This window comes from Amycolatopsis sp. NPDC059235, assembly GCF_042754125.1.
GTDB classification, from domain to species: Bacteria; Actinomycetota; Actinomycetes; order Mycobacteriales; family Pseudonocardiaceae; genus Amycolatopsis; species Amycolatopsis albidoflava.
The window spans coordinates 51266-73975 of record NZ_JBHZAG010000048.1; the positions used below are offsets into that span (position 1 = coordinate 51266).

At 68.6% G+C, this 22710-nt stretch carries 24 protein-coding genes; 10 read left to right on the plus strand and 14 right to left on the minus strand.

Annotated features, from left to right (window positions below; all coding sequences use genetic code 11):
- The first annotated feature begins 32 nt into the window (after positions 1 to 32).
- Positions 33 to 1007, plus strand: a complete 975-nt coding sequence (locus ACFXI3_RS27565; protein WP_377868853.1) for a helix-turn-helix transcriptional regulator — start codon at positions 33 to 35, stop codon at positions 1005 to 1007.
- Here ACFXI3_RS27565 and ACFXI3_RS27570 read toward each other — a convergent pair.
- On the minus strand, positions 984 to 1553 hold the full coding sequence (locus ACFXI3_RS27570; RefSeq protein ID WP_344267049.1) for a TetR/AcrR family transcriptional regulator: 570 nt from the start codon (positions 1551 to 1553) through the stop codon (positions 984 to 986). The genes ACFXI3_RS27565 and ACFXI3_RS27570 overlap by 24 nt on opposite strands.
- Before the next feature lie 88 nt (positions 1554 to 1641).
- On the opposite strand from ACFXI3_RS27570, the gene ACFXI3_RS27575 reads away from it, so the two are divergent.
- Entirely contained in the window at positions 1642 to 2553 is a 912-nt protein-coding gene (locus tag ACFXI3_RS27575) for an NADP-dependent oxidoreductase (protein WP_378403296.1), read from the plus strand.
- Here ACFXI3_RS27575 and ACFXI3_RS27580 read toward each other — a convergent pair.
- The 4 genes from ACFXI3_RS27580 to ACFXI3_RS27595 form a co-directional block, all read right to left on the minus strand.
- Positions 2550 to 3155 carry a TetR/AcrR family transcriptional regulator gene (locus ACFXI3_RS27580; RefSeq protein ID WP_344267045.1) on the minus strand — a complete coding sequence of 202 codons (606 nt, stop codon included), beginning with the start codon at positions 3153 to 3155 and terminating at the stop codon, positions 2550 to 2552. The two genes, ACFXI3_RS27575 and ACFXI3_RS27580, sit on opposite strands and share 4 nt — an antisense overlap.
- A 112-nt stretch (positions 3156 to 3267) precedes the next feature.
- The gene (locus ACFXI3_RS27585) at positions 3268 to 4446 is read right to left on the minus strand and encodes a hypothetical protein (RefSeq protein WP_378403298.1); all 1179 of its coding nucleotides are present in this window, start codon (positions 4444 to 4446) and stop codon (positions 3268 to 3270) included.
- A 38-nt stretch (positions 4447 to 4484) separates the two neighbouring features.
- A complete protein-coding gene (locus ACFXI3_RS27590; protein WP_378403300.1) occupies positions 4485 to 4853 on the minus strand; it encodes a hypothetical protein in 369 nt (122 codons plus the stop codon).
- Positions 4850 to 5389 (minus strand): SigE family RNA polymerase sigma factor, encoded by a 540-nt coding sequence (locus ACFXI3_RS27595; RefSeq protein WP_378403302.1) that lies wholly within the window; start codon positions 5387 to 5389, stop codon positions 4850 to 4852. The genes ACFXI3_RS27590 and ACFXI3_RS27595 overlap by 4 nt, the downstream gene beginning before the upstream one ends.
- Before the next feature lie 163 nt (positions 5390 to 5552).
- Between ACFXI3_RS27595 and ACFXI3_RS27600 the strand changes: the two genes are divergently transcribed.
- Genes ACFXI3_RS27600 through ACFXI3_RS27625 form a run of 6 tightly spaced genes read left to right on the plus strand, consistent with a single transcriptional unit; the run spans position 5553 to position 10980 of the window.
- A complete protein-coding gene (locus tag ACFXI3_RS27600; protein WP_378403304.1) occupies positions 5553 to 6458 on the plus strand; it encodes a dihydrodipicolinate synthase family protein in 906 nt (301 codons plus the stop codon).
- A 39-nt stretch (positions 6459 to 6497) separates the two neighbouring features.
- Positions 6498 to 7499, plus strand: a complete 1002-nt coding sequence (locus ACFXI3_RS27605) for a proline racemase family protein (protein WP_378403305.1) — start codon at positions 6498 to 6500, stop codon at positions 7497 to 7499.
- Positions 7496 to 8647 carry an NAD(P)/FAD-dependent oxidoreductase gene (locus tag ACFXI3_RS27610; RefSeq protein ID WP_378403307.1) on the plus strand — a complete coding sequence of 384 codons (1152 nt, stop codon included), beginning with the start codon at positions 7496 to 7498 and terminating at the stop codon, positions 8645 to 8647. Before ACFXI3_RS27605 ends, ACFXI3_RS27610 begins: the two co-directional genes overlap by 4 nt.
- Entirely contained in the window at positions 8644 to 8901 is a 258-nt protein-coding gene (locus ACFXI3_RS27615; protein ID WP_354738502.1) for a (2Fe-2S)-binding protein, read from the plus strand. The genes ACFXI3_RS27610 and ACFXI3_RS27615 overlap by 4 nt, the downstream gene beginning before the upstream one ends.
- Complete coding sequence (locus ACFXI3_RS27620; protein WP_378403309.1) at positions 8894 to 10270, plus strand: FAD-dependent oxidoreductase; 1377 nt, start codon at positions 8894 to 8896, stop codon at positions 10268 to 10270. The genes ACFXI3_RS27615 and ACFXI3_RS27620 overlap by 8 nt, the downstream gene beginning before the upstream one ends.
- A 29-nt stretch (positions 10271 to 10299) precedes the next feature.
- Positions 10300 to 10980 carry a GntR family transcriptional regulator gene (locus tag ACFXI3_RS27625; protein WP_378403311.1) on the plus strand — a complete coding sequence of 227 codons (681 nt, stop codon included), beginning with the start codon at positions 10300 to 10302 and terminating at the stop codon, positions 10978 to 10980.
- A gap of 48 nt (positions 10981 to 11028) precedes the next feature.
- Here the strand turns inward: ACFXI3_RS27625 and mmsB are convergent, their stop codons facing one another.
- The 8 genes from mmsB to ACFXI3_RS27665 form a co-directional block, all read right to left on the minus strand.
- Positions 11029 to 12270, minus strand: coding sequence for a multiple monosaccharide ABC transporter permease (mmsB, locus tag ACFXI3_RS27630; RefSeq protein ID WP_378403313.1), 1242 nt, complete (start codon positions 12268 to 12270; stop codon positions 11029 to 11031).
- Positions 12267 to 13787, minus strand: a complete 1521-nt coding sequence (gene mmsA / locus ACFXI3_RS27635; RefSeq protein WP_378403315.1) for a multiple monosaccharide ABC transporter ATP-binding protein — start codon at positions 13785 to 13787, stop codon at positions 12267 to 12269. The genes mmsB and mmsA overlap by 4 nt, the downstream gene beginning before the upstream one ends.
- Positions 13784 to 14890 (minus strand): multiple monosaccharide ABC transporter substrate-binding protein, encoded by a 1107-nt coding sequence (gene chvE / locus ACFXI3_RS27640; protein WP_344278629.1) that lies wholly within the window; start codon positions 14888 to 14890, stop codon positions 13784 to 13786. Before chvE ends, mmsA begins: the two co-directional genes overlap by 4 nt.
- Positions 14891 to 14907: 17 nt before the next feature.
- A complete protein-coding gene (gene araA / locus ACFXI3_RS27645) occupies positions 14908 to 16413 on the minus strand; it encodes an L-arabinose isomerase (protein WP_378403317.1) in 1506 nt (501 codons plus the stop codon).
- A 25-nt stretch (positions 16414 to 16438) separates the two neighbouring features.
- The gene (locus ACFXI3_RS27650; protein ID WP_344278623.1) at positions 16439 to 17116 is read right to left on the minus strand and encodes an L-ribulose-5-phosphate 4-epimerase; all 678 of its coding nucleotides are present in this window, start codon (positions 17114 to 17116) and stop codon (positions 16439 to 16441) included.
- Positions 17116 to 18801, minus strand: a complete 1686-nt coding sequence (gene araB, locus ACFXI3_RS27655) for a ribulokinase (protein WP_378403319.1) — start codon at positions 18799 to 18801, stop codon at positions 17116 to 17118. The genes ACFXI3_RS27650 and araB overlap by 1 nt, the downstream gene beginning before the upstream one ends.
- Positions 18802 to 18908: 107 nt before the next feature.
- Entirely contained in the window at positions 18909 to 19925 is a 1017-nt protein-coding gene (locus ACFXI3_RS27660) for a LacI family DNA-binding transcriptional regulator (RefSeq protein ID WP_378403321.1), read from the minus strand.
- A gap of 251 nt (positions 19926 to 20176) precedes the next feature.
- Entirely contained in the window at positions 20177 to 20785 is a 609-nt protein-coding gene (locus tag ACFXI3_RS27665) for a TetR/AcrR family transcriptional regulator (RefSeq protein WP_378403323.1), read from the minus strand.
- 23 nt (positions 20786 to 20808) lie between these two features.
- On the opposite strand from ACFXI3_RS27665, the gene ACFXI3_RS27670 reads away from it, so the two are divergent.
- A complete protein-coding gene (locus ACFXI3_RS27670; RefSeq protein ID WP_378403325.1) occupies positions 20809 to 21276 on the plus strand; it encodes an SRPBCC family protein in 468 nt (155 codons plus the stop codon).
- Positions 21277 to 21464: 188 nt separating this feature from the next.
- Here the strand turns inward: ACFXI3_RS27670 and ACFXI3_RS27675 are convergent, their stop codons facing one another.
- A complete protein-coding gene (locus tag ACFXI3_RS27675) occupies positions 21465 to 21905 on the minus strand; it encodes a VOC family protein (RefSeq protein WP_378403327.1) in 441 nt (146 codons plus the stop codon).
- Between the two features lie 73 nt (positions 21906 to 21978).
- Here ACFXI3_RS27675 and ACFXI3_RS27680 point away from each other — a divergent pair, with 73 nt between their 5' ends.
- On the plus strand, positions 21979 to 22497 hold the full coding sequence (locus ACFXI3_RS27680) for a MarR family winged helix-turn-helix transcriptional regulator (protein ID WP_116203116.1): 519 nt from the start codon (positions 21979 to 21981) through the stop codon (positions 22495 to 22497).
- Positions 22498 to 22710 lie beyond the last annotated feature (213 nt).

Genomic DNA, 22710 nt, shown 5'->3' on the forward strand with positions numbered 1-22710 from the left:
AACTGTCCGCGAAGCGTGGCAGAGTAACCGCCATGTACGGAACCTCCGAACGCCTCTTGCGCTTGCTCTCCCTGCTGCAGGCGCGCCGCGAGTGGCCTGGTCCGGACCTCGCGGGCCGGTTGGGGGTCGACGTCCGGACGATCCGGCGCGACGTCGAACGGCTGCGGCAGCTTGGCTATCCGGTGCACGCGACGCCGGGGGTCGCGGGCGGGTACCGGCTGGGCTCCGGCGCCGCGTTGCCGCCGTTGCTGCTGGACGACGACGAGGCAGTCGCGGTGGCGGTCGGCCTGCGGACGGCGGCGAACGGCACCGTGTCGGGGATCGAGGAGACGTCCGTGCGGGCGTTGGCGAAGCTCGAACAGGTGTTGCCCGCGCGGCTGCGGCACCGGGTGCGGGCGATGGATTCGGCGATGATCCGGATCCCCGGCGGCGCGCCGACGATCGACGCGGAGCTGCTCACCGTGGTCGCGGCCGCGTGCCGGGACAACGAGCGGCTGCGGTTCACCTACGGCACGCACGCGGGCGCCGTGGCCGAGCGCGACGTGGAACCGTTGCGGCTCGTGCACACCGGCTGGCGGTGGTACCTCGTCGCGTGGGACCTCGGCCGCAATGACTGGCGCACCTTCCGGCTGGACCGCATCGACGGGCTCCCGACGCCCAGTTTCCGTTTCACGCCAAGGGAACCGCCGGCCGAAGACCTCGCCGCGTACGTGTCGAGCCGGATCGCGACCGCGCCGTATCCGCACATCGTGACGTTGCGGGTGTCGGCGCCGGCGGAGGTGCTGTCCGCGCGGGTTTCGCCGACTACGGCGGTGATCGAGCCCATCGACGACGAAAGCTGCCGAATGCGCACCGGCGCGAAAACCTTCGACTACATTCCGTTTTACCTCGCGCAGTGGGAATTCGACTTCGTGGTGGAGGACGCGCCGCCGGAATTGACGGGGCGTTTGGCGCAGATCGCGGAACGGTTCGCGCGGGCTGCTTCAGGCCGAGGTGGCGACGGCTAGCAAGTCCGCGGCCGCAGTGGACAGCGCCTCGGGGAAACCCTTGCCGTCACGGTGTTCCTCGGCCATCCAGCGTTCGGTGGCGAGTCGCAGCACGGACAGGCCGAGATCAGTGGCCAGCCGCGCGGTTTCGGGGCCGATTCCGCGGTCCAGCAGCGCGGTCGTGAGCGCTTCCGAAATGGTGACAAGCTTGATCAGTTCCCGTTCCCGCAGCGGGGGATTGGCCGCGATCACCGTTGCCCGGCGGAGCAGGAATTCGCGCGGGCGGAATACGCGCGGCGCCGTGGCGAAGGCGGCCAGCAGGGTGGGCAGTGCGGGAGTGCCCGGCGGGACGGCGTCGATCGCGGTGACGAATTCGGTTTCCAGTTCCTGGCTGCCGCCGAACAGCACTTCCCGTTTGTCGGCGAACCACCGGTAGAACGACCGCTCGGTGAGGTTCGCGCGCTGGGCGATCTGCGCGACCGTGGTGCGGTCGTAGCCCTGTTCCTCGAACAGTGCCAGCGCGGCCTGCTCGAGCCGGTTCCGGGTGTTGCCCTCCCATCGCGCCATGCGCCCAGTGTAGCGACAGCAGATGCTGTCATCACTCTGGTAGCGTGAGTGACGACAGCTTCTGTCATCACTCACGAGGAGACATCAGATGCGCACCCTTCGTTTTCACGAGCACGGTCCGGCGGGCGAGGTATTGCGGGTCGAGGACGCCGAAGCCCCGAACCCCGGGCCGGGCCAGATTCGCGTCGCGGTTCAAGCGTGCGGGCTGAACCCGGCGGACTGGGCGCTGTGCGAGGGCCTGTTCGCCGGTGACTTGCCGCGCGGGGTCGGGCTTGAGGTGTCCGGCACGGTCGACGCGCTCGGCGAAGGCGTGATTGGCGTGGAGATCGGCGACCCGGTCTTCGGGCGCGCGCCGTTCACCGGCCCGACCGCGGGTGCGTCCGAGCTGGTGCTGCTCGATTCGTGGTTCGCGCGTCCGGATGGGCTCGACGCGGTCCACGCCGCGGCGTTGCCGATGGCGACCGGCACGGCTTACGCGGCACTCGACGCACTCGGCGTCGGTTCTGGGACCACCCTGCTCGTCCACGGCGCGGGCACTACCACCGGGTTTGCCGCCACGCAGATCGCACTCCTGCGCGGGGCGCGCGTGATAGCCACGGCGGGCGAGACGCACGCCGAGACGCTCCGCTCAGCGGGCGCGGAAGTCACCACCTACCACGATGGAATCGCCGACCGGGTGACGGCGCTGGCCGGGGGACCGGTCGACCTCGTGCTGGACGCGGCCCCGTTCAGCGGCGCGGTGGCCGAACTCGTGCGCACGGTCAAGGAGCCCGGCCACGTGCTGACGCTTGATCTCAGCTCGGCCGAACCCGGGGTCCAGACCATTGTCAGCTCCGGCGCCCAGCCGCGCTACGACGTGCTCGGCGAGTTCGCGTCGCTCGCGGCGCAGGGGCGGTTTTCGGTTCCGGTGTCCCGGATTTTCCCGCTGGACGACTGGCGTACCGCGCTTGAACTGAGCCAGTCGCGGCAGGCTCGGGGCAAGCTGGTGCTGGCGCTCTAGCTCGCGCCGAGCATGCGGAGGACCAGCTCGCCGTACTCTTTGCCCAGTTCGGCGGGCGTCTGCCGGGTCCGTTCGCTGTACCAGCGCGCGACGTCGACGCCCAGCGACAGCACGGCCCGCGCCGCGATCCCGACGTCGCCGACGGTGAACGCGCCGGACTCGACGCCGTCGGCGATCACCTCGCGTACGCGCTGCTCGATCTTCCGCCGCAGCTGCGCGACGACCTGATATTCCTTCTCCGGCAACGCATTCAGCTCGTACTGCACCACGCGCGCGACGGTGTGCCGCCGCGCGTGCCAGGCGACGAAATCCTCGACGAGCAGCCGCATCCGCTCCACCGGGCCGGTGACGCGCCCGATGACGTCCTCGACGAGGGCGAGCGTCTGCTCGTGCCCGTTGCGGCTGATCGCGAAAAGCAGCGCGGCTTTCGAGGGGAAGTGCACGTACAGCGCGGCCGGGCTCATCCCCGCCGCGCCGGCGATGTCCCGGGTGGTGGTGGCGTGGTAGCCGCGTTCGGCGAACGACTCCACCCCGGCGAGCATCAGCCGGCGCGCGGTCTCGGGCTGCACGTCGGGCCACAGGTCGGCCGAGAGCGTGGTCATCCGGCGATCCTCCTCTAGTCCCGCGCCGGCCGGTGAGTCCGCCCGTCGTCCATAGAGTGTAAGCGCTCGCTCAGTGCGGAGTCCGGTGATGCGTCCTCGCTGATCCGGCCCGTCAGACGACGTAGCGCCAGCCGGTGAGGGAGTAGGCGCTGAACCAACAGCCGAGGAGAACAAAGGCGGCCGTCGCGGCCACTGCGGTGCCTGGGCGACGGGCGGCGAGGCCGCGGGCGATCGGGAACAGCAGGATGAAACCGGGGACCAGGAAGCGCGGCTTGACGGTCGGGAGGCCCGCGGTGCCCACGACCAGCACCACGATTCCGGCGCCGTAGGCGGCGAGCGGCCACCACCGCGACAGCGGGCGCACCGTTTTGGCCAGCAGGACGGCGAGCACGGCCGCGCCCAGCACGACGAAAACGGTCAGCGTCTCCATCACTGAAGAACCGGATGCCAGTTTCTGCCAGGAGAATTCGACCGCCTCGCGGCCTCCGTCGAAGCGGGTTCGCCAGTTGTCCCATTCGAGGTCGAACCAGCCGGTCGGGCTGCCGGTCCAGACCGCGACGAAGACCCACCAGCCGAGCAAGCCGAGCGGGCACAGCACCGCGCAGATCATGGTCGTCCAGCGGTCGCGGGTGCGGATGAAGGCGATCACCGCGGCGACGCCGACGACGGCGATGAGGACCGCGGCGGTCGAGCGGGTGAGGCCTGCGCCAACGCAGCACGCGGCGGCCAGCAGCCAGCGACGTTCGACGACTCCGACGAGCGTCCAGGCGGCGAAGGCGGTGAACAGTGCTTCGGTGAAGACCATGGACTGCGTGATGGCGAGCGGTGCTCCGGCCCATAGCGCTACCAGCAGCAACCCGGTGCGCGCGCGGCCGTCGATTCGCTGGGCCAGCCGGAAGATCGCGGCGGCGGCGAGGCATCCGGCGACTGTGCTCACCAGCAGACCGGACAGGATCGTGCTGCCCAACGTGATCGGCGCGACGACGCGGAGCAAGGTCGGGTATGCCGGGAAGAACGCGAGCGGCGTGTAGGGCGCGTAGTTGCCCGCCGCGTCGTACAGGCCGCGTGTGGTGCCGAAGTAGCCGTAATCGGCGATATCCAGGTAGAACTGGCCGTCCCAGGCGGTGAGGCGGCCGATGAGGGGCTGGCCGGTCCTCGCGGCGAACAGCGCGAGCAGCGCGACGCTGAACACGCGGATGAACAGGTACACGCCGACCGCGCGGACGTACGGGCGTTGGTCCCAGCGGATCGCCGGCGCGGTGAAGGCGGCTGGTTCGGCAAGCGTCGTCAAGAGGGTTCTTTCTCGTGGTGCGGGAACTGGCGTACCGGTCAGCGGAGGCTGGTGGGGTGGCTGCCAGTGGTCGTCGTGCGGTTCGGGGCGGTTCCGGTGGAGGACAGGCCGGGGGAGCTGCTGCCGGGCGTCGGGTCAAGGGTCGGGGCGGGCTGGGTTCCGGTGGTCGGCGCGACGGCGGGCTGGACGGTCTGCGGCGCGGTGGCCGGACCGGTTTGGCCTGCGGTCACGGTCACCAGGACTACGAGCAGTGCCGTCGTCAGGGCGCTCCCGCCGACCACGACGAGGTTCCGCCGCTGGCGTCGCTTGCGGCCTTCCGTCAGCAGCCGCTCCGGATCCACGCCCGGCGGCGGTACGTCCACCGGTCCGGCGAGCAGGATCACCGCGCGTGCTTCTTCGTCGTTCATGCCTGCCTCTCCTGGAACGCCAGGTGCCCGAGCTGACTGGGATCGAGGAGTTTGCGCAGGGTCGCCAGCCCGCGCGCGGACTGGCTCTTGACGGTGCCCGCCGAGCAGCCGAGAGCGGCCGCGGTCTCGTCGACGCTGAGGTCGTCCCAAAACCGCAGCACGAGAACCGCGCGTTGTTTCGGCGGGACGCCGTCAAGAGCTGCGCGCACGGAAAGCCGCTGGGCATGGTCGGGCTCGGGTGCCGTGCTGACGTCTGGCAGCTCCGCGGAAAGGTGCTCGCGCGAACGCCACTTCCGCCGGTTTTCGTTCAGGAACGCGCGCACGACCATCCGCCGCACGTAGGCGTCCAGTTCGCCCCGCCGGACCAGCCTCGGCCACACGCGGTAGAGCTTGAGGAAGGTGACCTGCAGCAGGTCGTCGGCCCGGTGCCAGTCTCCGCACAGGACGAACGCGGTGGCGCGCAGGGAACTCGAGGACGCCATGACGTACGCGACGAACTCGTCCTCCCACCACGCACCGCTCGCGTCTTGCTCCACAACGAGGTACAGGCCTCGTGGCGGCTGGGAGGTTGCATGAGGGTGGAGTGACCCAGGTCATAGGAGACGGGCCGAAAGGTCGAGCGGTTGCGAAAGAGAGAAGTGCCGTGCCAGAGTCTCAGTGCAATGTCACATGACACATTGCCGGAACCAGGGAGACCCGATGAGCCCGGTGGACCGACCTTGGCGCGGCATCCATGTCGCGACCGCCCTGCCGTTCGACGACGACCTTTCGGTGGACTACGACGGTTTCGCCGAGCACGTCCGGTGGCTTGCCGAAAACGGCATGGACGGCGTGACTCCCAACGGTTCGCTGGGGGAGTACCAGACCCTCACGGACGAGGAGCGGGCGCGCGTCGTCGAAGTCGCGGTCGAGGCCGCGCCGGACGGTTTCGGGGTCATGCCCGGTGCCGCCGCGTACGGCTCGGGAGAGACCTGCCGATGGATCGAGCAGGCGGCTCAGGCCGGCGCGCACTCGGTGCTGCTGCTCCCGCCCAACGCGTACCGGGCCGACGCCGACGCTGTCGTCGAGCATTACCGTTCCGCGGCCGCGGTGGGCCTTCCGATCGTCGCATACAACAATCCGTATGACACCAAGGTCGACTTGACTCCTGACCTGCTCGCGCGGCTTTTCGAGGAAGACCTCATCGTGGCGGTCAAGGAGTTCACCGGCGATGTCCGGCGCGCGTACGAGATCGCCGAACTCGCGCCTGGGCTCGACGTGCTGATCGGCAGCGACGACGTGGTGCTCGAACTCGGCATCGCGGGGGCGGTCGGCTGGATCGCCGGATATCCGAACGCGCTGCCGGTCGCGTCGAAGAAGCTCTACGACCTGGCTACGTCGGGTCAGGCCCAGGACATCGCCGCGGCGATCCCGTTGTACCGGGACCTGCATTCGTTGCTGCGCTGGGATTCCAAGACCGAGTTCGTGCAGGCGATCAAGGCTTCGATGGACCTCGCCGGGCGCAAGGGCGGCGCGTGCCGTCCGCCTCGCCGCGCTCTGACCGGCGCCGCCGCGGACCGGGTGAACGCCGATACCGAGGCCGCTCTCGAAAAGGGCTATCGCTGATCCGCTGCCGCAAGAACTTCGCCCAGGAAGCGAGAACCGATGAGGACGACTCGAATCATCCACGCGGTCGATTCCCACACCGAAGGAATGCCGACCCGCGTGGTGACCGGCGGGGTCGGCGTGTTTCCCGGCGCGAGCATGGCCGAACGCCGGGTGTGGTTCCAGGAGAACGCCGACGGCCTGCGGACCTTCCTCATGTGCGAGCCGCGCGGGCATTCCGCGATGAGCGGCAGCATCCTGCAGCCGCCGACGCGACCGGACGCCGATTACGGCGTGCTTTTCATCGAGGTCTCGGGCCTGCTTCCGATGTGCGGGCACGGCACGATCGGGACCGCGACGGTCCTGGTGGAAACCGGGATGGTTCCCGTCGTCGAGCCGGTGACGACCGTTCGGCTGGAAACGCCTGCCGGTCTGGTGGTCGCCGAGGTCGCGGTCACGGACGGGAAAGCCACGTCGGTGACGATCCGCAACGTGCCTTCTTTTTCGCTGGCGCTGGACGCGAGCGTCGAGGTTCCCGGCTTCGGGGACGTGCGCTACGACCTCGCGTTCGGCGGGAACTTCTACGCGATCGTCGACCTCGGCGACTTGGGCCTGCCCTTCGACCGGAAGGCCAAGAACGAGCTGCTCGACGCCGGTCTGAAGATCATGGACGCGATCAACGAACACGCGATGCCCCGGCATCCCGAACGCCCGGACATCTCCGGCTGCCACCACGTTTACCTCAAAGCGCCCGGCTCCGACGCGAAACATTCGCGGCACGCCATGGCTATTCACCCCGGATGGTTCGACCGTTCGCCCTGCGGCACCGGGACGAGCGCCCGGATGGCTCAGCTGCACGCACGCGGCGAACTGGCCCTGGACACCGATTTCGTCAACGAGTCCTTTATCGGCACCACTTTCACCGGGAGACTGGTCGAGGAAACGAAAGTCGGGGGAATACCGGCGGTAGTGCCGACAATCACCGGACGCGCCTGGATCACCGGCACCGCGCAATACATGCTCGACCCGACAGATCCGTTCCCCGCCGGGTTCGAGCTGTGACGACGCCGGACGTCCTGATCATCGGCGCCGGTGCGCTCGGCGCCGCTACGGCTTGGTTCGCGACCCGTGCGGGCCTTTCCGTCGAAGTCGTCGAACAAGGGCAGGTGGCTAGCGGCACGACCAGCAGCTGCGAAGGGAATCTGCTGGTCTCGGACAAAGAAGCCGGACCTGAACTCGATCTCGCGTTGTTGTCGCTGGCGGCCTGGCGTGAGGAGCTTGGCGAGCACGGCTCGCTCTGGGAGTTCGAGCAGAAAGGCGGCCTGGTCGTTTCATCCACAGTGGACTCCGCTGCTGGGTTGGCCCAACTGGCCGAGCGGCAACGTATCGCGGGTGTCGAAGTGCTTGACCTTGCCCCGGAAGCGATTCCCGACTACGAGCCGCATCTGACCCGCGAGCTTTCCGGAGCCGCGTTCTATCCCCAGGACTGCCAGGTGCAACCCATGCTGGTAGCGGCTCACCTGCTCCGGATGGCGCGCGAACGCGGCGCCGAGGTCCGCACCGGCACCCGAGTCGTCGGTTTTCTCCGGGACGGCGACCGGATCCTCGGCGTCCGAACCGATCGCGGAGACCGGTACGGCGGATGCGTCGTGAACGCCGCGGGAACCTGGGCGGGGGAGGTTGCCGCGCTCGCCGGCGTGGAGGTCCCCATTCTGCCGCGCCGGGGCTTCATTCTCGTGACGCAACCGCTGCCGCCGACCGTATTCCACAAGGTGTACGCCGGAGAATACGTCGCCAGCACCCAAAGCTCCGGCGAAGGGCTCCAAACGTCAACGGTCGTCGAGGGAACTCAGGCGGGAACGATCCTCATCGGCTCCTCGCGCGAGCGGGTGGGCTTCGATCGTTCCGTGTCGCCGCGGGCACTCCGGGAGATCGCCGCGAAGGCGCTCGTGCTCTATCCGTCGCTGAGCCGGGCCAAGGTGATGCGCAGCTACCTGGGGTTCCGTCCGTACTGTCCCGATCACCTCCCGGTCATCGGACCGGACCCTCGGGCACCCGGCCTGTGGCACGCGGCGGGTCACGAGGGCGCGGGCATCGGCCTTTCCGCCGGAACAGCGAAGATTCTCGTCCAAGCGCTTCTCGGCGAGGCGACCGACATCGACATCTCGCCCTTCGCACCCGAACGATTCGCCACGACGGAGGCCTCGTGACCACAACCGTGACGCTGACCTTCGACGGCCAGCCGCTCACCGCGTCGCCCGGACAGAGCGTCGGAGCGGCGCTCACCGATGCCGGGGTGCGCTCGTGGCGCACGACTCGCCGCGGCGGTCGGCCCCGGGGCCTGTTCTGCGGGATCGGTGTCTGCTTCGACTGCCTGATCACCGTGGACGACGTGGCTGACCAGCGAGCCTGCTTGGTTCCCGTCCGCGACGGCATGGTCGTTCGGAGCGATTCCGATGAGTAGGTACGACGTGGTCGTGGTCGGCGGCGGTCCCAGCGGTCTCGCGGCCGCGGCGGCAGCGTCCGGGAACGGCCTGCGCGTGGCACTCGTCGACGCATCGTCCCAGATCGGCGGCCAGTACTGGTGCCGGCCGAGCGATCAAGCGGCTGCGCAGAAGGGCACGACGCTTGAGTCGCTGCGCCGACGCCTGATCGACGTCGACCATTACCCGGAACACCAGGTCTGGCTTCTCGAACCGGGCGGAGAGCACAGCCTGCACCTGGCACCGGTCCACGAAAGCGTGCGGACCGCGGCCCCGGCCGTTCTCCGGGCACGGTCCCTGGTCCTGTGCCCGGGCGCCTACGACCGACAGCTGCCGATCCCGGGGTGGGATCTCCCCGGGGTGATGGCGGCGGGCGGAGTCCAAGCACTGGTGAAGGCCCATGGCGTCCTCCCCGGCAGGCGAGCCGTCGTCGCGGGCACCGGGCCCTTCTTGCTTCCGGTGGCGCGGCAACTCGCGGAAGCGGGCGCGGAGGTCGTCGCGGTCTGCGACGCGAACAGCCTCGCGGGCTGGCTGCGGACACCGCTCGGCGCGATGGCTGTTCCGGCCAAAATGGGCGAAGCCGTGTCGTACGCCGCCGCGTTCGCACGGCACCGCATTCCCTTCCGGACCCGCACGATCGTGGCTTCCATCGAAGGCGGCGACAAGGTCGACGCCGTGCGGCTTCGCAAGGTCGACCGCGCCGGAACCGAGACGCTCGACGGAATCGACCTGGTCGCCCTGGGATGGGGATTCACGCCGTCTCTCGAACTGATCCTCGCCGCGGGTGCCGCTACTCGCGTCGACCTCGACGAATCGCTGGTCGCCGTGGTCGACTCCTGGCAACGCACCGATGTCGCCGGTGTCTATGTCGCGGGTGAGGCCACCGGAGTCGGCGGGGCGCTGCTCGCACTCGCTGAAGGCGAACTCGCGGGCATGGCTGCGGCTAGGGACCAGGGTCGCTCTGTGGACCGCCGACGCGCCGGACGCCTCCAGCGCCAGGTGCGGCGGGGGAGAGCTTTCGCGACTGCCATGCATCGCGCGCATCCTCTGCCGCCGGGTTGGCAGGACTGGCTCGAACCGGACACGACGGTGTGCCGCTGCGAAGAGGTCACCGTCCAGGACATCCGCGACGCCTGCCAGGCTCTAGGCGCCGTCGACGCGCGGACGGCGAAGCTCCTGGCACGACCCGGGATGGGCTGGTGCCAGGGCCGCGTATGCGGATTCGCCTCGGCCAAGTTGGCCCAGGGCAAGGGAAAACGCTTGGCGGTCAACGATCTCGCGCCGATGTCCAAACGGTCGATCGCGATGCCGGTGTCCTTGGAACGGCTCGCGACGGACGAACCTCACTAGGATGAGCGTCCGATGAAGAGGAGTGACGGATGAGCCCGAACATCCAGGAGTTCGAGAAGACGACACTCCGGGAGCGGGTCTCGCACGCCCTTCGCGCCGCAGTCGTGGCCGGGGAGCTCGAACCCGGCAACGTCTACTCCGCGCCGGAGCTGGCCAAACGGTTCGGCGTATCCGCCACTCCCGTGCGCGAAGCGATGCTCGACCTGGTTCGCGAAGGCCTGGTCGAGACGGTCCCGAACAAGGGTTACCGGGTCACGGAGATGGCCGAGAGCGAGCTGGACCAGATCACCGAGCTTCGCATGTTGATCGAGCCTTCTCTGGTGGCCCGCGCTGTCGCGCACATTCCGGACGGCGATCTGCTGGAACTTCGAGCGATGGCCCAGGCCATTGTGGACGAAGCGGCCGCGGGTGACTTGGTCGCGTACACCGAGGCGGACCGGGCGTTCCACCTCAGGCTGCTGGACTACGCCGGGAACGGCCGGGCGACTTCACTGATCGCCGATCTGCGGGCGCATACGCGGCTTTACGGGCTCGCTGCATTGTCCGAACGTGGGGAACTGGAGGAGTCCGCGCGCGAGCATCACGAGATCCTGGACGCGATCGCCGGTGGGAATGCCGGGCTGGTCGAGAAGCTCATGCGGACGCACATCGGGCATGTGCGGGAGTCGTGGGCCAGTGCTGAGCCGACGCAGCGGAAGCGAAATTCCTGACGTTCGCGGAACCCCGGTGGGCGGTACCGAAGCACCGCCCACCGAAGGTCAGCGGGCGGCGGCCCCGGCACGGCGCTTAGTCCAGATGTCATAAGCGACCGCCGCGAGCAGCACCGCGCCTTTGACCAGCATGACGCGTTCGCTGGGCGCTCCAACGAGGGACATGCCGTTGTTGATCACCGCCATAATCAGGCCGCCAGTGATAGCTCCGACCACCTTGCCAACGCCGCCCTGGACTGCAGCTCCGCCGATGAACGCGGCGGCGATGGCGTCCAGTTCGAAGTTCACGCCCGCCGTGGGACCGGCTTGGTTGAGGCGGCCGGCGAAGATGATGCCGGCCAGTGCGGCCAGGACGCCCATGTTCACGAAGACCCAGAACGTCACGGATTTGACCTTGACCCCGGACAGCGTCGCGGCCTGCAGGTTCCCGCCGATGGCGTAGACGTGCCTGCCGAACACGGACTTCCCGGCGACCAGGGAGTAGCCGAGCACCAGCACGGCGAGCAGAACCAGCACCCAAGGCAGGTTGCGGAACCGGGCGAGCTGCACGACGACCGCGAGCACGAGCGCGGCGGCGACGGCGATTTTGAGCACGAACAGCGGGAACGGGTCGACTTCCTGGCCGTAGCCGAGCCGCGCGCTGCGTTTGCGCCATTGCGTGAGCACGATTCCGGCGATCACGACGACGCCGGCGAGGAGACTGAGCAGGTCCGCGCCGCCGAGGGGGCCGAGGCCGATGTTGCCCAGGTAGCCGCCGGTGAAGCCGTTGGACAGGGTGCGGATGGCGTCGGGGAAGGGGCCGATGCCCTGGTTGCCGAGCACGGTGAGGGTGAGCGCGCGGAAGGCGAGCATCCCGGCGAGGGTCACGATGAAGGCGGGGATGCCGAAGTACGCGACCCAGTATCCCTGCCAGGCGCCGATCACCGCGCCGACGACGAGGGTGATCACGACGGCCAGCGGCCAGGGCAGGCCGAGGTTGACCGTGAGGACCGCGGCGACCGCGCCGGTCATCGCCACGACCGAGCCCGCGGACAGGTCGATGTGCCCGGAGATGATCACCAGGATCATCCCGACGGCGAGGATGAGCACGTAGGAGTTCTGCACGATGATGTTCGAGATGTTCTGCGGTTCGAGCAGCGCGCCGCCGGTGATCGCCTCGAACAGGACCACGATCAGCGCGAAGGCGACGTAGATGCCGCTTTGCCGGAGGTTGATCGAGATCCGCCGGGGGCTGCGCCCGGCGGGCGGGGCGGCCGGATCGGCGGGCCGCACCGGGTTCGTGGTGGTCATGGCCGTTCCTTCGTCATGTGTCGCATGAGCAGTTCCTGGGTGGCCTCGGCGCGCGCGACCTCGCCGGTGATCCGGCCCGCGGACAGGGTGTAAATGCGGTCGCAGAGGCCGAGCAGTTCGGGGAGTTCGGAGGAGATGACGAGGACCGCTTTCCCTTGCGCGGCCATCTCGTTGACGATCGTGTAGATCTCGTATTTCGCGCCGACGTCGATGCCGCGGGTCGGCTCGTCGAGGATGAGCACGTCCGGATCGGTGAAGATCCACTTGGCCAGCACGACTTTCTGCTGGTTCCCGCCGGACAGCTTGCCGGTGACGCTGCGCACCGACGGCGCCTTGATCCGCAGGTCCCGGTGGAACCGGGCGGCGACGTCGTGTTCGGCGTGCTCGTCGATCCAGCCGCGGCGGGCCACGGTGCGCAGCCCGGCCGCGGTGGTGTTGCGCTGGATGTCGTCGATCAGGTTGAGCCCGTACAGTTTCCGGTCCTCGGTGGCGTAGGCGATGCCGTTGCGGATGGCGTCGCGGACGGACCGCAGCGTGATCTCCTTGCCGTCCTTGACCAGCCGGCCCGAGATGTTCGTGCCGTACGAGCGGCCGAAGACGCTCATCGCGAGTTCGGTGCGGCCCGCGCCCATCAGCCCGGCCAGTCCGACGATCTCACCGCGGCGCAGCGTCAGATTCGCCTCGTCCACCACGACCCGGCCGGGCTGGCTCGGGCTGTGCACGGTCCAGTCCTCGATCCGCAGCACCTCGTCGCCGATGTCCGGTTCCCTTGGCGGGAAACGGTGTTCGAGGTCGCGCCCGACCATGCCGGTGATGATGCGTTCCTCGCTCAGCCCGGCGGCGTCGAGCGTTTCGATGGTCTTGCCGTCGCGCAGGATCGTGACGGTGTCGGCGATCGCGGTGACCTCGCCGAGTTTGTGCGAAATGATCACGCAGGTCACGCCGTCGTTGCGCAGTTCGCGCAGCAACGCGAGCAGATGTGCCGAATCGTCGTCGTTGAGCGCGGCGGTCGGCTCGTCGAGGATGAGCAGTTTGACGCGCTTGGACAAAGCTTTGGCGATTTCGACGAGTTGCTGTTTGCCGACGCCGAGTTCGCTGACCGGCGTGACGGCGTTCTCGCGCAGCCCGACCCGGCGCAGCAGTTCGGCGGCCTCGTGGTTGGTCCGGTTCCAGTCGACCCAGCCGCGCTTGGCCCGCTCGTTGCCGAGGAAAATGTTCTCCGCGACGGAAAGCTGCGGGCACAGCGCGAGTTCCTGGTGGATGATCACGATGCCGCGGCGTTCGCTGTCGCGGATGGACCCGAACGCGCAGTCTTCGCCGTCGAAAGCGATCTCGCCGTCGTAGCTGCCGTGCGGGTAAACGCCGGACAGGATCTTCATCAAGGTGGATTTCCCGGCGCCGTTCTCGCCGCAGACGGCGTGGATTTCCCCGCGCCGCACCGAGAGCGTGACGTCGGACAGCGCGGTGACGCCGGGGAAGGTCTTGGTGATCCCGCGCATGCCGAGCAGTTCGGTCATTTCAGCTGGCCCGCCGTGTAGTAGCCGGAGTCGAGCAGTTCCTTCTGGTAGTTGGACTTGTCCACCACGACCGGCTGCAGCAGCTGGGCCGGGACGACCTTCTTGCCGTTGTCGTAATCGGTGGTGTTGTTGACCGCGGGCTTCTGTCCCTTGAGGACGGAATCGGCCATTTTCACCGTGACGTCGGCGAGTTTGCGGGTGTCCTTGAAGACGGTGGAGTACTGCTCGCCGGAGATGATCGACTTGACCGAGGCGACTTCGGCGTCCTGTCCGGTGACCACCGGGTAGGGCTGTCCGGCCGAACCGTAGCCGTTGCTCTTGAGCGCGGACAGGATGCCGATCGACAGCCCGTCGTACGGGGAAAGCACGCCCTGCACCTTCGCGCCGCCGGTGTAGGTCTTGGTGAGGAGGTCTTCCATGCGCCGCTGCGCGGTGGCCGGGTCCCAGCGTAGGATCGCGGTGGTGGCGAAGGCGGTCTGACCGCTCTTCACGACCAGTTTCTTGCTGTCGATCAACGGTTTGAGCACGGACATGGCTCCGTTGAAGAAGAACGTCGCGTTGTTGTCGTCGGGCGATCCGCCGAACAGTTCGATGTTGAACGGTCCGGGTCCGTCGCCGAGGCCCTTGACCAGCGAGTTGGCTTGTTCGACCCCGACCTTGAAATTGTCGAAGGTGGCGTAATAGTCGACGGCGGGCGAGTTGCGGATGAGCCGGTCGTAGGCGATCACCGGGACCTTGCGGTCGGCGGCCTCCTGCAGCTGGGTGGTCAGCGCGGTGCCGTCGATCGAGGCGACGACCAGCAGCTTCGCGCCCTTGGTCAGCTGGTTCTCGATCTGGTTGACCTGGGTGGGGATGTCGTTCTCGGCGTACTGCAGGTCGACCTTGTAGCCGAGCTTTTCCAGCGCGGCCTTGATGTTGTCGCCGTCGTGGATCCAGCGTTCGGACGATTTGGTCGGCATCGTCACGCCGACCAGCGCGCCCTCGGACCCGCCTGCCTGCTGGTCGGCGGTTTTCGCGCTGGACCCGCAGGCGGCGACGCCGAGTGCGAGCACGGCGGCCCCGGCTGCCGCGGCGGCGGCGCGGATTCCTCGAGTGAACTTCATTGTTCGTTCTCCTTCTTTCAGAAGCCCTGGGCGAGCCGGTGGTAGGCCTGGTTCCAGCGGATGCGGTCGGCGAAATCGGAAGTGGTGGTGTTCTCGTCGATGACCAGCAGTTCGACGTCGAGCATGCGAGCGAAATCCCGCAGGGTCTCGGTGCCGACCGCCTGGGTGAGCACGGTGTGGTGCGGGCCGCCCGCGGTGATCCACGATTCCGCGGACGTGGTGAGCGACGGCGCGGGCTTCCACACGGCACGCGCCACCGGCAGGTTGGGCAGCGGTGCGTCGGGCGGGACGACCTCGATCTCGTTGGCCACCAAGCGGAACCGGTCGCCGAGGTCGGTCAGGCCCAGCACTGCGCCTCGGCCGGGCGCGGCGTTGAAGACAAGCCGCACGGGGTCCTCGCGGCCGCCGATGCCGAGCGGGTGGATCTCGCACGACGGCGTGTCCGCGGCGATGCTGGGGCACACTTCGAGCATGTGCGCGCCGAGGATCTTGGGCTCGCCGGGTCCGAAATGGTAGGTGTAATCCTCCATAAAGGACGTTCCGCGAGCCGAACCGTGGCCCATCGCTTTCATCGCGGCCAGCAGTGCGGACGTCTTCCAGTCGCCTTCGCCGCCGAAGCCGTAGCCGTCGGCCATCAGCCGTTGCACAGCCAGTCCTGGCAGTTGGCGAAGCCCGCCGAGATCCTCGAAGTTCGTGGTGAACGCGCCGAATCCGCCGTCGGTAAGAAACGAGCGCAAGCCGATCTCGATCTGTGCCGCGTACCGGAGGGAATCGTGCCTTTCACCGCCACGGGCCAGTTTGGGCGCGAGGCGGTACTCATCGGCATACCGCGCGACTAGGTCCTCGATGTCCACAGTGGACGCGGCGTCGACTCGTTCGGCGAGTTCGGTGACACCGTAGGTGTTGACCGAGACTCCGAACCGCAGCTCAGCTTCGACCTTGTCGCCTTCGGTGACCGCGACGTCGCGCATGTTGTCGCCGAACCGGGCCAGTTTCAGATTCCGCAGATGTGCCGCGCCGATCGCCGCCCGCGCCCAGGCGTCGATGCGGGCGACCACCGCCGGGTCGGCCGCGTGCCCGGCGACGGTTTTGCGCGGAATCCCGAGCCGGGTCTGGACGAACCCGAATTCCCGGTCGCCGTGCGCGGCCTGGTTGAGGTTCATGTAGTCCATGTCGAGACTGGCCCACGGCAGCGCCGCGTCGAGCTGGGTGTGCAAGTGCAGCAACGGTTTGCGCAGCGCGTCCAGGCCGCTGATCCACATTTTCGCCGGGCTGAACGTGTGCATCCACGCCAGCACGCCGACACAAGCGGGGTCGGCGTTGGCCTCCTGAAGCACCTGCCGGATCCCGGCGGACTCGGTCAGCACCGGCTTTCCGATCAGTTCGCACGGCAGGCCGCCGGAATCGGCCAGCAGCTGCCGGATCCGCAGCGACTGCCCGGCGACCTGGTCGAGGGTCTCCTCGCCGTAGAGCGCCTGGCTGCCGGTGAGGAACCACACCTGCGGCTTGGTCGCGGAGGTCATCTTTTCTCCTTGCTGGGTAACGGTTTCAGCGCTGCCCGTAGACGTTCTGGTAGCGCGCGTGCAACCGGTCGACGTCGGTTCCCGACAGCGGGGCGGGCGTGCCGAGCTGGTGTGCGATGTGGACGGTGCGGGCCACGTCTTCGACCATCACCGCGGCCTTGACCGCGTCGCGAGCGGTGGCGCCGACGGTGAACGGGCCGTGGTTGCGCATCAACACGGCGGGGGAGCGGGTCGCACGAAGGGTTTCCACCAGGCCGCGGCCGATCGAGTCGTCGCCGATCAAGGCGAACGGGCCGACCGGGATCTCGCCGCCGAACTCGTCGGCGATCATCGTGAGCACGCACGGAATCGGCTCGCCGCGCGCGGCCCAGGCGGTGGCGTAAGTCGAATGCGTGTGCACCACGCCGCCGATCTCCGGCAGGTGCCGGTAGACGTAGGCGTGCGCGGCGGTGTCCGACGACGGCGCGAGTTCGCCGTGCACGAGGTTGCCGTGCAGATCGGTGACGACCATCGTGTCGGCGGTCAGATCGTCGTAGGACACGCCGGACGGCTTGATCACCATCAGGTCCTCGCCGGGCACTCGCGCCGAGACGTTGCCCGCGGTCCAGACCACCAGCTCGTTGCGCGTCAGCTCGCTGTGCAACCGCGCGACGGATTCCCTCAGCTCCGCGATAGTCCCGCGCGCTTGTGCGGTCAGCGTCATCAGTTCTGTCCTTTCGCGACAGTGGCCAGCTCGCGGCGGCGTGCGGCGAGACGGTGCATGACGTCGTTGCCGCCGCGGCCGAAGTAGTCGTGCAGCGCGGTGTATTCCGCGTACAGCTCGTCGTAGGCCGACACGTTCGCCAGCACCGGCCGGTATGCCATCCGCTGGACTGAACCCATCGCCGCCGCGGCCGCGCGGACGTCGGGGTAGGCGCCGGCGGCGACCGCGGCGTGGATCGCCGAGCCGAGCGCGGGTCCTTGGGCCGAGCCGATCAGCGAGAGCGGGAGGCCGGTGACGTCGGCGTAGATCTGCATCAGCAACGGGTTTTTAGTCAGCCCGCCCGCGATGATCAGCTCGGTGACCGGAACTCCGGCGGTCTCGAACGTCTCGATGATCTTGCGGGTGCCGAACGCGGTGGCCTCCAGGAGCGCGCGGTAGACGTGCTCGGGCCGGGTGCTCAAGGTCTGCCCGACGAGCACGCCGGACAGTTCGTGATCGACCAGAACCGACCGGTTCCCGCTGTGCCAGTCGAGTGCGACGAGGCCGTGCTCGCCGATCTCCTGCTGCGCCGCGAGGCGGGTCAGGAATTCATGGAGGCCTTCGGTTTGCGCAGTGTCCGAATAGGTAGTGTCCGAATAGGACGCTGGGACGCAGTGTTCGACGAACCAGCCGAAGATGTCGCCCACGCCGCTTTGGCCCGCTTCGTAGCCCCACAGTCCGGGGACGATGCCGCCGTCGACGACTCCGCACATGCCCGGGACCTCGCGCAGGTCCGCGCCGCTCATCACGTGACAGGTCGACGTCCCCATGATCGCGACCATCTGGCCCGGCTCGACCGCCTGCGCGGCCGGGGCGGTGACGTGCGCGTCGACGTTGCCGACCGCGACCGCGATCCCGGAGGGCAGCCCGGTCCAGGCCGCGGCCTGGGCGCTGAGCTTTCCGGCCAGGGAGCCCAGCTGTCCGATCGGGTGATCGAGCTTGTCGTCCACAAAGGACTCAAAGCCGGGCGCGAGGCTTTCGAGGAATTCCCGGTCTGGGTAGCGGCCGTCCTGGTAGATCCCCTTGTACCCGGCCGTGCAGGCATTGCGGACGTAGGTCCCGGTCAGCTGCCAGACGATCCAGTCCGCCGCCTCGACCCAATGCCGCATCGCGCGGTAAACCTCGGGGGCCTCCTCGAACATCTGCAGCGCTTTGGCGAACTCCCACTCGGACGAGATCAGCCCGCCGTAGCGCGGCAGCCACGGCTCGCCGCGCTCGCGGGCCGTCGCGTTGATGCGATCGGCCTGCGGCTGTGCGGCGTGGTGGCGCCACAGCTTCACGTACGCGTGCGGGTTTCCCGTGAACTCCGGCAGTTCGGACAGCGGAGTGCCGTCCTCGGTGGTCGGGATCATCGTGCAGGCCGTGAAATCCGTGCCGAGCCCGATGACGTCCCGTGGGTCGGTGCCCGCTTCGGCGAGCGCGGCGGGCACGGCGGTGCGCAGGACGTCGACGTAGTCGGACGGCACCTGCAGCGCCCAGCCGGGCGGCAGTTCCTCGGCGGTGGCGGGAAGCCGGTCGTCGACGACCCCGTGCCGGTATTCGGTCACGGCGCTTCCCAGTTCGGCTCCGTCGCGCACCCGGACCACGACCGCGCGTCCGGAAAGCGTGCCGAAGTCGATGCCGACGACGAGGGAATCTGCTGGCACTGGAGGAATTTCCTTCCGGGTTCCACGCCGCGCGACAGGTCTGTCACGCGTTCTGTTAGCGCTAACATTTGAAGGGTGCTGCGTCTCGCCGGGGGTAGCCGTGCTGTTTACCGAGGCCCGGTGCTGTCCCGGACGATCAGATCGGGGGCGACGAGGTGCCGGATGCCGGGATCGCCGCCTTCCATGCGTTCGACGAGCAACCGGAAAGTCCGCCGCCCGACCTCGATGAAATCCTGCCGGACGGTGGTGAGCGGCGGGCTGAAGTACGCCGCCTCGGGCACGTCGTCGAATCCGGCGACGCGAACCTGTCCCGGCACCGCGATGCCCGCTTCGGCGAACGCGCGCAACACGCCCAAGGCCATCTGGTCGTTCGCGACGAACACCGCGTCGGGTCGTGTTTCAGCGACCAGGCGACGGCCCGCGTCGTAGCCGGAACGAGGACTCCAGTCGCCGCGCAACGGCGGCGGCACCCGTGCGCCGCGCCGCTCGAGCGCTTCGCGCCAGCCGCGTTCCCGCTCCAGCGATTCCAGCCAGTCCTCCGGTCCGGCGACGTGCCACACCGTCTCGTGCCCGAGCGACAGCAGATGCTCGGTCACCCGGCGGGCCCCGTCGTACTGGTCGACGGAAATCACCGGCACCGGAACGGATTCGCCGCCGCCGACCGCCACCATCGGCACGTCCGCGGGCACCTGCCGCAACGCCTCGCCGGCGGCGACGTGCGGCGCGATCACCACGATCCCGCCGACGGCCTGCCGCCGCAGATTGTCCACCGCTTCCGCGAACGACGACCGCCGAGGACGGCTGACGCTGGAAATCGTGACCCCGTAGCCCTCCTCGCGGGCGGCGTGCTCGATCCCGTACAGCGTGCTCGCCGGACCGTACAAATTGGACTCCAGCGCCACTACGCCGAGGACGCTCGACCTGCCGGTCGCCAACGTCCGGGCCGCCGAGTTGGGCCGATACCCGAGCTGCTCCACCGCGGCGAGCACCCGAGCCCGCGTCTCCGCGCGGACAGGCCCGGTGTCGTTGACGACCCGCGAGACCGTCATGTGCGAAACCCCGGCCATCGCCGCCACCTCGGCAAGCCCCGGCTGGCGTTTGGCTGAAGACCCGTCGGTGGGCATCCCCGCACCTCCTTGGGCCAGCGGGTTCGAGCATGGCAATGTTAGCGATAACAGCGGCCAGGTCAAGCCTTTGTTTTCAGCAGGGCGCCCCGTTCGCCGAGCGCGGCGGGGGAGTACGTCTGCGTAGGGGCGGTTCGTCGCAGCGTTCCGTCATGTCGGGTTTTGGGCGGCAGCGGCAACTTCCGGGTGCCGCTTGGGGTTGACGGCAGTGCGGACGATCGCGGCGATGCTCCCGGGCGGAATCCGCTCGGTTATCGCGCCTTGAGTCCGAGAGAAAGCCGTGCCTGCGACGTCCACGCGGCCAGAAACGCTTCCTCGCCCACGTCCCCCGGAGTGTGCCCCACGAGCGCTTCGAGAATCGGATAGTACGTCAGCGAAGCAAGCAACACCGACGCGGTGGCCTCGGGGTCCTCGACCTGAAACTCCCCACGCCGCACGCCGGACGCGATCCACTCCGTCGCGACCGTGTAGACCGAGCCGAGCACGCCGTGCCACATTTGCTCCAGCAGGTCCGGAAACGGTTCCAGCTCCCGGAAAATAATGCGCAGCGCCGCACGGTCCCGGCGCATGCTGTCCCAAGCCAGCCGCGCGACCACCGGCAGTGCCTCGTCCGGCGCCTCCGGCAGCGCGGCCGCTCGGCGACTGCTCTCGCTGACCCCCGCGAGGTGTTGCCGCACGATTTCCTCCAACAGCGCCCGCTTCGACGGGAAGTGCTTGTACAGCGCCCCGGAGCCCGGGTTGAGCCCGCAGGCGCGCTGGATGTCGGCGGTCGAGGTCTGGCCGAAACCCTGTTCGGAGAACAGCCGGGTGGCTGCCTCGACCAGATTCTGCCGGGTCGCTCCGGGAGTTGAACGCGCCATAGTGAGAGAGTACTCTCTTTCCTATGATCGAGGTTCAGGTGACTGAGACGATCAACTGCCCCGCGGACCGCGTGCTCGAGTTCGTGATGGATCCCCGTGCCTATGCCGCGGTCGACCGCAAGATCGGCGCGATCGACTGGGTGCGGCGCGACGGGGACGTGACTGAATTCCGGTTCGGCAGCAAGCTTCCGGGGCTGCCCGGTCCGGCGACGAAGATTGTTTCGCGGATGAGCCGGACCCCGGGCGAACGGGTGGACGTGCGGCTGCCGCCGATTCCGGCGAATCGGCTGGCTCGTCTCGTCTCCGAGTTCAGAGCCAGTTGGGTGTGCGTCGCTTCGGGCGAGCAGACCACGGTCACGCGGACGCTGCGCTGCGGGTTCAAGGGCCCGATGAAGTGGTTGGCGGAACCGATTCTGCGCCGCACGCTGCGGCCGGACGTCGAGGACGAAATGCGGCAGGCCAAGGCAGCGCTCGAGGCCCACCGGTCCTGAATGAGACAGCAGCTCAGCCGAAGGCGAACCGGGGGAATGCCGCCGCGGCGGTTTCCTCGGAAGCGTCAGTCCGCTCTCGATCGATCCGCACTGTCCGCGCGACGGCGGTACCGGGTTCGCCGCTCGGTTCGCTCCGAGCGATCTGTCCACTGTGGATTATTTCCGCCCGGCACCGCTTCCGTCGCGTTTCAGCCCAGTTCTTGGGCGAGCCCGACGACGATGTTCTCCGGTCCCCGGACGTAGCACAGCAGGTAGATGTTCTCATACTGCACCACTTCGTCGACCAGCTCGGCCCCGTGCGCGCGCAGGCGGGCGAGGGTGTCCTCGAGGTCGTCGACCGCGAACATCATCCGGCGGATGCCCAGGGTGTTCGCCGGAGCGTTCCACGGCTGCGGGGCGTTGGCCTTCGGCTGGTGGAACTTCGCCAGCTCGACCCGGCCGGGACCGTCCGGGACGCGCAGCATGGCGACGTCTTGCTTGACGTCTTTCAGTCCGACCACCCGTTCCGCGCCGCTCCAGTCGAGCGGGCCTTTGCCCTCCAGTTCCAAGCCTAGTTCCACGAAGAACGCGATGACCGCGTCGAGGTCCTCGACGACGATGAGGACGTTGTCCATCCGCTTGACTGCCATGCGGTCACCGTAGCGCTCCTGGAAAACCTTAGTAATGCTATTCTTAGCGCAAAGCTATTCACGGGGGTGCCGGATGCCGAAGCGGACCGAGCCGGACGAGGTCGACGAGATGCTCGCGCAGTGGCGCGCGGAGACGCCGGACGTCGACACTTCGCCGCTGGCGGTGTTCGGGCGGTTGCACCGTTCGTTCGACCGGTATCAGCGGCAGCTGACGCGCGTGTTCGCCCGGCACGGGATCACGGTCGCGGACTTCGGGATCCTCGCCGCGCTCCGCCGGGGCGGCGCGCCTTACCGGCGCACGGCCGGCGACCTCGCCGACACGAATCTTCTGACCACCGGCGGCATCACGCAGCGGGTCGACAAGCTGGTGCAGGCCGGGCTCGTCCGCCGCGAACGCGACGAGGACGACCGGCGTGTCGTGTTCATCGGTCTCACCGAGGAAGGGCTCGCGGCCACGGACAAGGTCGTGCACGAGCATTTTCCCAACGAAAACCGCATGCTGGCCGGGCTGACCGCGGCGGAACGGGCGCAGCTGGCGAAATTGCTCGGGCGGTTGGAGCGATCGCTGGACCAGGCTGAGTTCGGCGACTGAACTTCGGGTTGCGCGAGCAGCTCGGGGGCTTGCACTGGGTCGCGGCCGGGGGCGCGGCAGGCTGCGGCGATGTCGCTGATGTCGCTGATGTCGCTGATGTCGCTGATGTTGCCAGGGCGGTTGGCGGCTGACGGCGAGCTGCACAGCATCGGCGGACCGCCGCACCGCCGCACCGCCGCACCGCCGCACCGCCGCACCGCCGCACCGCCGCAC